Annotated in this window: 11 protein-coding genes and 1 tRNA gene; 9 read left to right on the top strand and 3 right to left on the bottom strand. The window is 64.8% G+C overall.

What is annotated here, in order from left to right:
* The first annotated feature begins 2 nt into the window (after positions 1 to 2).
* The 7 genes from IC50_RS12145 (at position 3) to IC50_RS12110 (ending at position 8699) form a co-directional block, all read left to right on the top strand.
* Entirely contained in the window at positions 3 to 1187 is a 1185-nt protein-coding gene (locus IC50_RS12145; RefSeq protein WP_035704530.1) for a substrate-binding domain-containing protein, read from the top strand.
* Between the two features lie 169 nt (positions 1188 to 1356).
* Positions 1357 to 2133 (top strand): ABC transporter ATP-binding protein, encoded by a 777-nt coding sequence (locus IC50_RS12140; protein WP_035704481.1) that lies wholly within the window; start codon positions 1357 to 1359, stop codon positions 2131 to 2133.
* Positions 2130 to 2852 carry an ABC transporter ATP-binding protein gene (locus IC50_RS12135; RefSeq protein ID WP_035704480.1) on the top strand — a complete coding sequence of 241 codons (723 nt, stop codon included), beginning with the start codon at positions 2130 to 2132 and terminating at the stop codon, positions 2850 to 2852. The genes IC50_RS12140 and IC50_RS12135 overlap by 4 nt, the downstream gene beginning before the upstream one ends.
* Positions 2849 to 3859: a branched-chain amino acid ABC transporter permease gene (locus IC50_RS12130; protein WP_035704478.1), complete on the top strand. Its 1011-nt coding sequence runs from the start codon at positions 2849 to 2851 to the stop codon at positions 3857 to 3859. The genes IC50_RS12135 and IC50_RS12130 overlap by 4 nt, the downstream gene beginning before the upstream one ends.
* On the top strand, positions 3856 to 4938 hold the full coding sequence (locus tag IC50_RS12125; RefSeq protein WP_193374111.1) for a branched-chain amino acid ABC transporter permease: 1083 nt from the start codon (positions 3856 to 3858) through the stop codon (positions 4936 to 4938). The genes IC50_RS12130 and IC50_RS12125 overlap by 4 nt, the downstream gene beginning before the upstream one ends.
* A 175-nt stretch (positions 4939 to 5113) precedes the next feature.
* Positions 5114 to 8224 carry a bifunctional diguanylate cyclase/phosphodiesterase gene (locus IC50_RS12120; RefSeq protein ID WP_035704472.1) on the top strand — a complete coding sequence of 1037 codons (3111 nt, stop codon included), beginning with the start codon at positions 5114 to 5116 and terminating at the stop codon, positions 8222 to 8224.
* A gap of 398 nt (positions 8225 to 8622) precedes the next feature.
* Positions 8623 to 8699 (top strand) — tRNA-Arg (locus IC50_RS12110).
* A 27-nt stretch (positions 8700 to 8726) separates the two neighbouring features.
* On the opposite strand, the gene IC50_RS12105 is transcribed toward IC50_RS12110, so the two are convergent.
* Both IC50_RS12105 and IC50_RS12100 read right to left on the bottom strand, forming a co-directional pair.
* Complete coding sequence (locus tag IC50_RS12105) at positions 8727 to 8936, bottom strand: hypothetical protein (RefSeq protein WP_035704467.1); 210 nt, start codon at positions 8934 to 8936, stop codon at positions 8727 to 8729.
* A 95-nt stretch (positions 8937 to 9031) separates the two neighbouring features.
* Positions 9032 to 9475 (bottom strand): TspO/MBR family protein, encoded by a 444-nt coding sequence (locus IC50_RS12100; RefSeq protein WP_081492423.1) that lies wholly within the window; start codon positions 9473 to 9475, stop codon positions 9032 to 9034.
* 44 nt (positions 9476 to 9519) lie between these two features.
* Here IC50_RS12100 and dinB point away from each other — a divergent pair, with 44 nt between their 5' ends.
* Together dinB and IC50_RS12090 are read left to right on the top strand one after the other, a co-directional pair.
* Entirely contained in the window at positions 9520 to 10620 is a 1101-nt protein-coding gene (dinB, locus tag IC50_RS12095; RefSeq protein WP_035704464.1) for a DNA polymerase IV, read from the top strand.
* Between the two features lie 97 nt (positions 10621 to 10717).
* A complete protein-coding gene (locus tag IC50_RS12090) occupies positions 10718 to 12130 on the top strand; it encodes a sensor histidine kinase (protein ID WP_035704461.1) in 1413 nt (470 codons plus the stop codon).
* Between the two features lie 119 nt (positions 12131 to 12249).
* Here IC50_RS12090 and IC50_RS12085 read toward each other — a convergent pair whose 3' ends face one another.
* Complete coding sequence (locus IC50_RS12085; protein ID WP_035704459.1) at positions 12250 to 12543, bottom strand: hypothetical protein; 294 nt, start codon at positions 12541 to 12543, stop codon at positions 12250 to 12252.
* Between the last annotated feature and the right edge of the window lie 109 nt (positions 12544 to 12652).

Genomic DNA, 12652 nt, shown 5'->3' with positions numbered 1-12652 from the left:
TCGTGCGTCGATCACTCATCATAACAACAACCATTCTCGCGCTCGGCGCGGGCACCTCCGCGCAAGCCGACGATCTCAAGATCGCGCTGATCTACGGCAAGACCGGTCCGCTCGAGGCCTACGCCAAGCAGACCGAGACCGGCCTGAAGCTGGGTCTTGAATACGCCACCAAGGGCACCATGACGCTCGACGGCCGCAAGATCGTCGTCATCACCAAGGATGACCAGGGCAAGCCGGATCTGGCCAAGGCGGCGCTCGCCGAGGCCTATCAGGACGACAAGGCCGACATCGCGATCGGCACGACCTCGTCGGCTGCGGCGCTCGCGATTCTGCCGGTTGCCGAAGAGAACAAGAAGATCCTGATCGTCGAGCCCGCGGTCGCGGACCAGATTACCGGCGAGAAGTGGAATCGCTACATCTTCCGCACGGCGCGCAACTCCTCGCAGGACGCCATCTCCAACGCGGTCGCGATCGGCAAGCAGGGCGTCACCGTCGCGACGCTGGCGCAGGATTATGCGTTCGGCCGTGACGGCGTCGCCGCCTTCAAGGAGGCGCTCGCCAAGACCGGCGCGACGCTGGCCGCCGAAGAATATGCCCCGACCAACACCACGGACTTCACCGCGGTCGGCCAGCGCCTGTTCGACGCGCTGAAGGACAAGCCGGGCCGCAAGGTGATCTGGGTGATCTGGGCCGGCGCCGGCAATCCGCTGGCCAAGCTCCAGGACATGGACCCGAAGCGCTATGGCATCGAGCTCTCCACCGGCGGCAACATCCTGCCGGCGCTCGCCGCCTATAAGGGTCTGCCCGGCATGGAAGGCGCGACCTACTACTTCTATGAGATCCCGAAGAACCCGGTGAACGACTGGCTGGTCGCCGAGCACCAGAAGCGCTTCAACGCGCCGCCGGACTTCTTCACCGCGGGCGGCTTCGCCGCCGCGATGTCCGTCGTCGCCGCCGTCACCAAGGCGAAGTCGACCGACACCGAGAAGCTGATCACGGCGATGGAAGGCCTGGAGTTCGACACGCCGAAGGGCAAGATGGTGTTCCGCAAGGAAGACCATCAGGCGCTGCAGAGCATGTATCACTTCAAGGTCAAGGTCGACCCGAACGTCGCCTGGGCCGTGCTCGAGCCGGTGCGCGAGCTGAAGATCGAGGACATGAACGTTCCGATCCGCAACAAGCGCTGAGGTTTTCTTGCTTCACCTCTCCCGCTTGCGGGAGAGGCCGGGAGAGGGCTCTCACCTCTTGGGGGTTCTCGCCCGCGGAGACACCCTCTCCCCAGCCCTCCCCGCAAGCGGGGGAGGGGGCGTAGCGCGGTCGCGGATATATCGCCGTTCCATCATTCGCCGGACTCCAATGTCTCTCACCCTCGAAACCCGCGACCTCACCATTCGCTTCGGCGGCCATGTCGCGGTCAATAACGTCTCCTGCACGTTCCGCCCGGGCGAGCTCACCGCCATCGTCGGGCCGAACGGCGCCGGCAAGACCACCTATTTCAATCTGATCTCGGGCCAGCTGCGCGCTTCACACGGCAGCATCCTGTTCGACGGCTCCGACATCACCCAGCGCTCGGCGCCGATGCGCACCCGCGCGGGCCTCGGCCGCGCCTTTCAGCTCACCAATCTGTTCCCGAACCTGTCGGTGGAAGAGAACGTTCGTCTCGCGGTGCAGGCGGCCAGCGGCACCCATTACGACATGCTGCGGCCCTGGATGGTCCGCCGCGACCTGATCGCCCGTGCCGACGCCATCCTCGACCAGGTCGCGCTCGGCAGCCGCCGCGGCGTCGCCGCGACCGCGCTGTCCCATGGCGACCAGCGCAAGCTCGAAGTGGCGCTGATGATCGCGCTGGAGCCGAAAGTGTTCATGTTCGACGAGCCGACCGCCGGCATGAGCATCGACGAGGTGCCCGTCGTCCTCAACCTCATCGCACAGCTTAAGCAGGACAGGAGCAAGATCATCCTGCTCGTCGAGCACAAGATGGACGTGGTGCGCTCGCTCGCCGACCGCATCATCGTGCTGCATAACGGCCAGCTCGTCGCCGACGGCCCGCCCGCGGAAGTGATCGCCTCGCCGATCGTGCAGGAGGCCTATCTCGGCGTCGCGCCCAAGAACGCTGCAGAGAGTGCAGCATGACCGATCTCCTGAAGCTCTCCGGCGTGCACACCCATATCGGCCGCTACCATATCCTCCAGGGCATCGACCTCGCCGTCCCGCAAGGGCAGGTCACGATGCTGCTCGGCCGCAACGGCGCCGGCAAGACCACGACGCTGCGCACCATCATGGGCCTGTGGCAGGCCTCGAAGGGCGAGATCACCCTCGCCGGGATGCGCATCGAGAGTCTTGCGACGCCCGACATCGCCCGGCTCGGCGTCGGCTACGTGCCGGAGAGCATGGCGGTGTTCTCCGACCTCACGGTGAAGGAGAACCTCGTGCTCGCGGCCCGCGACGGGCCGCTCGACGACACCCAGCTCGACTGGATCTTCGGCTTCTTTCCGGCGCTGCGCCGGTTCTGGCTGTCGCGCGCGGGAAGCCTCTCGGGCGGGCAGAAGCAGATGTTGTCGATCGCGCGCGCGATCATCGAACGGCGCAAGCTGCTGCTGATCGACGAGCCGACCAAGGGGCTGGCGCCGGCGATCGTGATGGCGCTGATCGAATGCCTGAAGGAAGTCAAGCGCAAGGGCGCGACGATCCTCCTGGTCGAGCAGAATTTCTTTGCCGCCCGCGAGCTCGGCGACAACGTGCTGGTGATGGACAACGGCACCATCGTCCATCGCGGCGAGATGGCGGCGCTCGCCGCCGACGTGCCGCTGCAGGAGCGGCTGCTCGGCCTGAGTCTGGAGGCACATCAGTGACTGACCTTGCCGCAACCGATCCGCTGCCGAAGCCGAAGCGCGACATCGCGCCGATCCTGCTCCCGCTCGCGCTCGCGCTGCTCACGATTCCTCTGATCGGCTCGACCAGCTCCTGGCTGACGCTGACGGTCGCGAGCCTCGCCATGGGCATGATGATCTTCATCATGGCTTCGGGCCTGACGCTGGTGTTCGGACTGATGGACGTGCTCAATTTCGGCCATGGCGCCTTCATCGCCGTCGGCGCCTATGTCGCGACCCTGGTGCTGGCGCCGTTTGCGGCGTCCATCCAGGCGGATTCGCTGTGGATGAACCTGGCGGTGCTGGCGCCGGCCGCTCTGCTCTCGATGGCGGTCTCCGGCGCCCTCGGCCTGGTGGTCGAACGCGTGCTGATCCTGCCGGTCTATGGCCAGCATCTCAAGCAGATCCTGATGACGACCGGCGGCCTGATCGTCGCCGAGCAGACGCTCTATGCGCTGTGGGGGCCGCAGATCATCCCGATGCCGCTGCCCACCTCGCTGCGCGGCTCGTTCATCCTCGGCGACGTCGCGATCGCCAGATACCGCGTGCTGGCGATGCTGATCGGCCTTGCCGTGTTCATCGCGATCCAGCTCGTGCTCAACCGCACCAAGGTTGGCCTCCTGATCCGCGCCGGCGTCGAGAATCGCGAGATGGTGGAGGCGCTCGGCTACCGCATCCGCCGCCTGTTCCTCGGCGTGTTCATGACCGGATCGGCGCTGGCCGGCCTCGGCGGCGTGATGTGGGCGCTCTATCGCGAGCAAGTTCACGCCTCCATGAGCGACGACCTCACCGTGCTCATCTTCATCGTCGTCATCATCGGCGGCCTGGGCTCGATCGGTGGCTGCTTCATCGGCGCCATCCTGGTGGCCATGGTCGCCAATTACGGCGGCTTCCTGGTGCCGAAGCTCGCCCTCGTTTCCAACATCCTGCTGATGGTCGCCATTCTGATGTGGCGGCCGCGCGGCCTCTATGTGGTGACCAGCCGATGATGATCCTGTCAGGCGATCCACCGCGCAGCCGCGTCCTCACGCTCGTTCTCGTCGTCATCATCCTGGCGCTGGCGGCGACGCCGTTCCTGTTTCCGGGTGCCAAGGCGCTGAACGTCGCGGCCAAGATCTGCGTCTTCGCCGCGCTGGTCGCCTCCTACGACCTCCTGCTCGGCTATACCGGCTCGGTGTCGTTCGCCCACACCATGTTCTACGGCATCGGCAGCTACGCCATCGCGATCGCTCTGTACGGGCTGGGTCCGAACTGGGCCGCGGTCGCAACCGGAATCGTTGTCGGCCTGCCGCTCGCAGCCCTGCTCGCGCTCGCGATCGGCCTCTTTTCGCTGCGCGTTGCGGCGATCTTCTTCGCCATGATCACGCTCGCGGTCGCCTCCGCCTTCCAGGTGCTGGCCTCGCAGCTGTCCTGGCTGACCGGCGGCGAGGACGGACGCAGTTTTCAGCTGCCGGAGTTGCTGCGCCCCGGCACCGTGCTGGTCTCCAGGAACCTGTTCGGCTTCGAGATCAACGGCCGCATCCTGACCTACTATCTGGTGTTCGCGGTCTCGGCCATGATGATCCTCGCTCTGCTCCGCGTCGTGAACTCGCCGTTCGGGCGCGTGCTCCAGGCGATCCGCGAGAACCGCTTTCGCGCCGAGGCGCTCGGCTTCCGCACCGTCTTCCATTTGACCTACGCCAACTGCCTCGCCGCGCTCGTCGCCGCCAGCGCCGGAATTCTGAACGCGCTGTGGCTGCGCTATGCCGGTCCCGATACCTCGCTCAGCTTCTCGATCATGCTGGACATCCTGCTGATGGTCGTCATCGGCGGCATGGGCACGATCTACGGCGCGATCATCGGCGCCACCATCTTCATCCTCGCCCAGAACTATCTGCAGTCGCTGATGGGCGTCGCCTCCAGGGCGGCGGGCGAAGCCGGCCTGCCCCTGCTGCCGGGGCTGTTGCATCCCGACCGCTGGCTGCTGTGGCTCGGGCTGCTGTTCATCGCCAGCGTCTACTTCTTCCCGACCGGCGTGGTCGGACGGCTGCGCAAGGTCGGCGGCGACAAGAGCGCCGGCGCGCATTAAGCCGCGGTTAACGACGCGGCGCGGCGATCGCCGGGCGCGCCGCACAACTGCGGCGGGATTCCCGCTTCGCTGCATGCTGACGCGATCGCGCAACCGGATTAATGCTTAGGTAACTGATTTTCATAAGGTTTGCGCCATTTGTGCGGTGTATTCGTGTTCCTCCAGGGAGGGGGGAATGCGCCCAGTCTTTTCCACGGTGGCAGCCGGAATGTCTCTAGCCGCAAGGAGCGGCTGGGAGGCCTTGGTGCGGCGTGGTCCCGTCCTGTGGTTGACCCTGTGCGGCGTGTTGCTGGTCGCCGGCATCTTCGCCGTGACCGCCATGGCCGTCGGCGAGTTTCGCGAACGGACCCTCGCCAACCGCGAACGCGAGCTTGAAAACACGGTGCAGCTGATCGCACGGCACTTCGATCAGCAGTTCGAGGATTCCGACGTCGTCGCCGCCGATCTGATCGGGCAGATGAACCTGGTGGAGATCACCTCGCCGGCGACGTTCCGCGAACGCATGTCCGGACCTGCGGCGAACCAGATGCTGCGCAGCAAGATCAGCCCCGTGTCCTATCTCGGCGATATCGCGATCTACGACGCCGACGGCGAGCTGATCAACTGGTCGCGGGCCCAGCCGTTGCCCAAGATCAACGTTTCGTCGCGGGCCTACTTCCAGACATTCAAGACCAATCCGCGGTCCGAATCGGTGCTGCTGGAATCCGTCCGCAGCTTCATCCTCAACAAATGGACCACGATCGTCGCACGCCGCTTGACCGGCGCCGACGGCACCTTCCTCGGCGCGATGGTCCGCCGGATCGATCCGGACAGCTACCGGCAGTATTTCGCGTCTGTCGCGCTCGCCGAGGGCACGGCCATCTCGCTGTTCGATCGCGAAGGCAAGTTGCTGGCGCGCTATCCGCATCGCGAGGAGCTGATCGGACGGAACTTCAAGGACGCGCCGCTGATGCAGAAAGTGCTGGCCCAAGGCGGCCAGCAGACGCTCCGCGGCAAGAGCCCCGTCGATGGCGAGGCGCGGCTCGGCTCGGCGGCATCGCTGACGCACTTCCCGCTGGTCATCCTCGCTACCAACACGACAGCCGCAGCCCTTGCGGACTGGCGGCAGCAGACCGGCTTCATGGTTACGACCGCCGCGCTTTCAGCCGCCGTCATTGCGCTGATCCTGTATCTGATCATCCGCCAGATCAAACGGCAGAACCGCGACGCCCAGGAACGGCTTGAAGCGGAGCGGCTGCGGCTCGACACCGCCCTCAACAACATGTCGCAAGGGCTGATCCTGTACGACGCCGCCGGATACATCGTCACCTGCAACCGTCGCTACGCCGACATGTTCGGTCTCTCCCACGACGTCATCAAGCCCGGCTGCCACATCCGCGAGGCGATGTATCATCGCAAGGAGCGTGGCGCGTTCAGTGGCGATGTCGAGGCATTTTGCGCTGACGTCCTGAGGATCGTCGCCGAGGGTACGGTCTCCACGAGAATTCATCAGTTGCCCAACGGCCGCGCCTTCCAGGTCATCAATACACCGCTCGCCCGGGGCGGATGGGTCGCAACGATCGAAGAGATCACCGAGCGGCGCAATCTGGAGCAGGAGCGCGACCGCAACCACACATTCCTGCGCGAGATCATCGATCACATCCCCTCGCAGATCACGGTGAAGGACGCCCGAACGCGGCAATATCTGCTGATCAACCGGACCGCCGAGCAGCAATTCGGCCAATCGCGCGAAGTCATCGTCGGCAAGACGTCCTTCGATCTTTACCCGGACGAAGCCGCCAGGCTCGTCACCGAGGACGACAGCAGAGCGCTACAGGCCGCCGACGGACTGTTCAAGGACGAACATCCCTGGCAAAGCCAGACCAAGGGACTGCGCTATATCACCTCGACCCGGATCGGCATTCGGGACAGGTCCGGCGAGCCGCGCTACCTCATCAGTGTCGTCGAGGACGTCACCGAGCGGCGCTACGCCGACGAGAAGATCGCGCATATGGCGCATTACGATGCGCTGACCGACCTGCCGAACCGGACCCTGCTCCGCGAGCAGATCGAACGCGAGCTGGCGAAGATCGCGGGCGGCGATCAGTTCGCGCTGCTCTACATCGACATCGACGAATTCAAGGGCATCAACGATTCGCTCGGCCACCACGTCGGCGACGAGCTGTTGAAGTCGATCGCGGGCCGTATCCGGGGCTGCCTCAAGCAGGGCGACCTGATCGCGCGGCTCGGCGGCGACGAGTTCGCGGTCATCCAGACCGGGATCCAGTCCTCGGACGAGGTGGTGTCGTTCGTGAAGCGGATCTATGGCGTGATCCGGCAGCCCTATCATTGTCTCGGCCATCAGCTCTCCACCGACGCGAGCATCGGCATCGCGCTTGCGCCGCAGGACGGCAGCGATCTCGACCAGCTCGTCAAGAACGCCGACCTCGCGATGTACGGCGCCAAGGCCGAGGGACGTCGCACACATCGCTTCTTCGAGCCGGAAATGGATGCGAGCGCCAAGGCACGCCTGAGCATGGAGCAGGATTTGCGGCAGGCCCTGGTGGACGGCGGCTTCGAAATTCACTATCAACCGCTGGTCGACCTGCGCTCAGGCGAAGTCTCGGGCTGCGAAGCGCTGCTGCGCTGGCGCCATCCCGAACGCGGCATGGTGTCGCCGGCGGAGTTCATTCCGGTCGCCGAGGACACCGGCCTGATTACCGAGCTCGGCGACTGGGTGCTGCGCATGGCCTGCAACGAGGCCGCAACCTGGCCGACGCATATCCGCGTCGCGGTCAACGTGTCGCCGGTGCAGCTCAAATGCGATACGCTGGCGCTGCGGATCGCAGGCGCGCTCGCCGCTTCCGGACTGGATCCGCGCCGGCTCGAGCTCGAGATCACCGAAGCCGTGCTGATCCGTGACGACGAGGCGGCGCTCTCGATCCTGCATCAGCTCCGCTCGATCGGCGTGCGCATCGCGCTCGACGATTTCGGCACCGGCTACTCCTCGCTGAGCTATCTGAAGCGCTTCCCGTTCGACAAGATCAAGATCGACCGCTGCTTCGTCGCCGACATCGCGGAAGCGAGCGGCTCGCCCGTGATCGTGCAGGCGGTGGTTAACATTGCGGCCGCCAGCAGCATGACGACGGTCGCCGAGGGCGTCGAGACCGAGGCGCAGCGCGACATGCTGCGCGCGCTCGGCTGCACGCAGATGCAGGGCTATCTGTTCAGCGCGCCGAAGCCAGCCAGCGAGGTGCGAAAGCTATTCGGTTCCGGCGATGCGGCGCCCGTGGCGGCGGTGGCCTGACGGCGAAGCCAGGCAGCTCCGGCCAAAGCCGTCGACGTCGCGGACTCCTATGCGGCGGGCTGCTTCAGCATCCGGTGGTGCCGACCCTTCGTGATCGACCCGAAAGCGCCGTGTCGTGATCCGGAGCAGGGCCTGCAAGCGAGCGCCGCCTGCGCCGGCCGCATTCCCAGCGGTGCCGATGGCGGCCCGGCTGCTCGCGCCGTCGACGCGGCGCTCCATTTGGCCAGACGGCTCGGCCGCAACCGCGTCGTCTGCGCCGAACGGGGGCTTGCCGATTTCGCCGCCCTCGGCCGGGAAGCCGCGGCGGTTCCGGCCTGTTTCCGGCGCGAAGCGGCTCGAGCGCCATGCGGCGAGAACCGGTTGCCCGCCCCTCGCCAATCGGCTAAATGGACCCGACTGCACCCGTAGCTCAGCTGGATAGAGCGTTGCCCTCCGAAGGCAAAGGTCACACGTTCGAATCGTGTCGGGTGCGCCAGCTTTTGAGCCTCTCCCACGCCGGGGCCTATGTCAGCATCGAAATAATCGCCTGAATCTGATCAGAGGCGGCCGTCACCAGTCCGTCATACGACGTCTGGCCGTGTGCGGCGGCGTTGAGGATGCATTCGGCCACGGCCGCTTTCAGACCGAAGACCGATTGCTGGGCCGGCACGCTCGCCATCACGGTTTCCAGGGCCTGACGCATCGTCTGAATGAGATCGGAGCTGTATTGCATGGGCTGTCCTCCGCGGACTGATATTAGATCGCGTGCTCATGCTTGCCACTCACAAGCCTGGGATTGCTGTTCGAGATTGATTGAGAATGATCGTCTCAATTCAGACGCCAGATCGCCGCATTGAGCACGCCGGCAAATGCGACCCAGGCCGCGTAGGGCACGAACAAGGCGGCCGCCAACCTGTCTCGTGATATCTCGAGGCTGATGTAAGTCACTATCGCGACGAACAGGCAGACGAGGATGACGAGCGCGGCTCCGATCTGGTGCATCGTGAACATGACCGGAGACCACACGAAATTAAGGGCGAGTTGCGCGGCCCAGACCAGCATCGCTTTTCCCCACGGGGCACGACGATAGGTCCGCCAACCCGCCACGGCGATCATGATGTAAAGGATGGTCCAGGCCACCGGAAACGCCCAGTTCGGCGGCACGAAATCCGGCTTGGCCAGGCGCGCATACCACTCTCCGGGCAGATTGGTCGCGCCGATCAGCCAGCCGATGCCGACCACGGCGACCACGAAGACCAACAACTGAAGCATCCATCACCTCGCGCTTCTTCTTGCCCGATTGTATCATTCTTTCCATGAGCGAACCCGACACGATGACCGGCGACGCCTCGCCGGTGCGCAAGATCATCCATATCGACATGGATGCCTTCTATGCGTCGGTGGAACAGCGCGACAATCCGGAGCTGCGCGGCAAGCCGGTTGCCGTCGGAGGCTCCGCGGAACGCGGCGTCGTCGCAGCCGCGAGCTACGAGGCGCGCAAGTTCGGCGTCCGCTCGGCCATGCCGTCGGTGACAGCGAAGCGGCAATGTCCCGATCTCGTCTTCATCAAGCCGCGCTTCGAGGTCTACAAGGCGATCTCCAGGCAGATCCGCGACATCTTTGCCGAGCACACGCCCATCATCGAGCCATTGTCGCTCGACGAGGCCTATCTCGATGTGACGGAAAACCTGCAGGGCATCCCGCTGGCGCGGGACATCGCGCTGCGGATCCGCGAGAAGATCAAGGCCGAGACCGGCCTCAACGCTTCGGCGGGGATCTCGTACAACAAGTTTCTGGCCAAGCTCGCTTCCGATCATCGCAAGCCCAATGGTCAATTCGTGATCTCGCCGGAGATGGGGCCGGCTTTCGTCGAGGCGCTGCCGGTCGGCAAGTTCCACGGGGTAGGCCCGGCAACAGCTGCGAAGATGAACGCGCTCGGCCTGTTCACCGGCCGCGACATCCGCAACCAGACGCTGGAGTTCCTGAATGCGAATTTCGGCAGGTCCGGCGCCTATTACTACTGGATCTCACGTGGCGTCGACGAGCGGCCGGTGCGGGCCAACCGGATCCGCAAGTCGATCGGCGCGGAGAACACATTCTCGATCGACCTCGACGCATTCGACGTGCTGGCCGCCGAACTCAGGCCCCTCGTCGACAAGGTTTGGCGCCATTGCGAGGCGACCGGCAACCGGGGCCGCACCGTGACCCTGAAGATCAAGTTCGCCGATTTCGAGATCATCACGCGCAGCAAGTCCGCCGCAGCAGCAGTTGCGGGCCGGGACGATCTGGAGCGGCTGGCCTGCGGCCTGCTTGAAGCCGAGATGCCGCTGCCCAAGCGGGTCAGGCTGCTGGGCGTCTCGCTGTCTTCGCTGCAGGTCGGGGACGATGCGGAGCCGCAGCTGACGCTGGGTATTTGATCGGGACCGCCGGGCGAACGCGACATCTTTGTCCGCGACGCGGCTCCAAACCTGTCGTAGAGACGTCAAAACACGCCTTTTTCGCGATTGAATTGGAATGCTTGCCTTATTGATACGCCTCGGACTGCGCTTCGAAGACCGCATCGAGGAGCGGCGATTCGTCGACCAATATGTCCGGGGCAGTCTCGGATGGACGCAGATCGCGATGCTGCTCGGCGCCGCCACCTATGCCGGCTACACGCTGTGGGATTGGGTGCTCTACCCTGAAGTCGTGCCGACCACGCTCGCAATCCGTGGTGGCACGGCCGTCTTTATCCTGCTCCCGCTGACCGCGCTGCTGTCACGGCGCTGGATGAAGCCATGGGCAGAGACGATTTTCCTCGCCTATTGCGTCATTCCCGGTTGTATCCTGCCCAGCATCTATCTCGTCCTGCCATCCGGCTTCACCTTTGCCGCGCCAGGCATGATGATGATCATCCTGTTCGTCTCGACCATGCTGCCGTTGCGGATCGGTTCGCTGGCGATTTTCTGCCTGCTGTCGTGGGTGGCGCTGATCGTCGCCGAGACGTTCGCGCCGGCGCTGCCGACGGGCCTCAGATTCATCAACCATTCTCTCGTCGGCAACGCCTACGCCTTGTCGCTTTACGCCGTGGCCGCGCGCGAATATCGGGCGCGAAAGCAATTCCGGACGTCGGAGGCGCTGCAACGGGAAAAGGAACGCTCGGAGAAATCGCTGCGCGATCTGCGCGCGACCCAGGAGCAACTCGTGCAGGCGGAAAAGCTCGCCTCGCTCGGCCAATTGGTGGCTGGTGTCGCGCACGAGGTCAGCACCCCGCTCGGCATCGCCTTGACGACCTCGACCGCCATGCAGACCGATCTGCAGACAATGGCTGATGCATTGGGCGGAGCCTCGGTCCGGCGCTCCGATCTGACCAAGGGCATCGACAGGCTCAAGCAGGGGCTCAATCTGACCTTCGACAATCTGCACCGCGCATCCGAGATGGTGCACAGCTTCAGGCAGGTCGCCGTCCATCAAGCCGACGAGGACCGGCGGACCTTCGAGCTCGAGGATTGGCTGTCGGAGTTGATGTCCAAGCTCGGGCCATTGCTGTCGCATCATGGCCTGACGGTCGAGGTCCGATGCCCGGCGGGAATCAAGCTCGACAGCTACCCCGGAGCGCTTGCTCAGGTGATCAGCAATCTCGCTCTCAATACGGCGGGGCACGCTTACCCCGACAAACGAGGCGGCCGGTTTGTCATCACGGTCAGCCAACCGGATCCGGCATCAGTCCGCCTCGTCTGTGCTGATGAAGGCGTCGGGATCCCCGACGAATTGCAGGCGCATGTCTTCGATCCGTTCGTCACGACGAGTCGGAAGAGCGGCAATGCCGGCCTGGGGCTGCACATCGCCTTTAACCTGGTGGCCTCATCTCTGAACGGGCGGCTGCGGCTCGAGAGCACGACGGGTCCGGGGACTCGGATCGCCATCGAGATCCCGCTCCAGGCCTGATCCCGGCGGCCATGTTGGAGCCGCCTCGGAGGCCGAGAACAGGACGCTCGCCGGGCGTGCCTGACGGTGACGGATTTTCAGACCCGCCACCGATGAAAATCGATCCGCTCGGGGGGCGCTCAATGCTTCATAAGCTCGAACACCACGATCACCCCGGTCGGTTCGGGCTCATGCGCCATCAGGCGCGTCAGGTCGGAATCGCCCCAATCGGCGAGGCTGACGACCTCGCCGCTCTGGCGCTCGGCGCCAGGCGATCCCGTGGGCTCGAGGACCTTGAGACCCATCTCGTCGACGAAGAAGGTATGCTCGCCGAACATGCTGTTGAGCTGCGGCATGGCGGGATGTTCGTCGGGCAGCACCTGAGCGCCGAGTTGGTTGACGGTCTGCTTCACCTGTTCGGATGTGAGCTTCATGAGCTGCTCCGTTTCTGGCTCCGGTTTCATTGACCCAGGCGGAAGCATGCGTTCCTCGCGCCCTTGTCGGCCTGGCTCAAGGTCCCGAACAGGCACTGCGGACAAATGT

The sequence above is a fragment of the Bradyrhizobium genomosp. I (2014) genome (assembly GCF_000261685.1).
Taxonomy (GTDB): domain Bacteria; phylum Pseudomonadota; class Alphaproteobacteria; order Rhizobiales; family Xanthobacteraceae; genus Bradyrhizobium.
This window is presented reverse-complemented; position numbering and strand designations above follow the sequence as displayed.

Coding starts and splice junctions, on each gene's coding strand:
- IC50_RS12140 (WP_035704481.1), top strand. CDS start 1,357: ATGTCTCTCACCCTCGAAACCCGCGACCTCACCATTCGCTTCGGCGGC.
- IC50_RS12135 (WP_035704480.1), top strand. CDS start 2,130: ATGACCGATCTCCTGAAGCTCTCCGGCGTGCACACCCATATCGGCCGC.
- IC50_RS12125 (WP_193374111.1), top strand. CDS start 3,856: ATGATGATCCTGTCAGGCGATCCACCGCGCAGCCGCGTCCTCACGCTC.
- IC50_RS12120 (WP_035704472.1), top strand. CDS start 5,114: ATGCGCCCAGTCTTTTCCACGGTGGCAGCCGGAATGTCTCTAGCCGCA.
- IC50_RS12105 (WP_035704467.1), bottom strand. CDS start 8,936: ATGCAATACAGCTCCGATCTCATTCAGACGATGCGTCAGGCCCTGGAA.
- IC50_RS12100 (WP_081492423.1), bottom strand. CDS start 9,475: ATGCTTCAGTTGTTGGTCTTCGTGGTCGCCGTGGTCGGCATCGGCTGG.
- dinB (WP_035704464.1), top strand. CDS start 9,520: ATGAGCGAACCCGACACGATGACCGGCGACGCCTCGCCGGTGCGCAAG.
- IC50_RS12090 (WP_035704461.1), top strand. CDS start 10,718: ATGCTTGCCTTATTGATACGCCTCGGACTGCGCTTCGAAGACCGCATC.
- IC50_RS12085 (WP_035704459.1), bottom strand. CDS start 12,543: ATGAAGCTCACATCCGAACAGGTGAAGCAGACCGTCAACCAACTCGGC.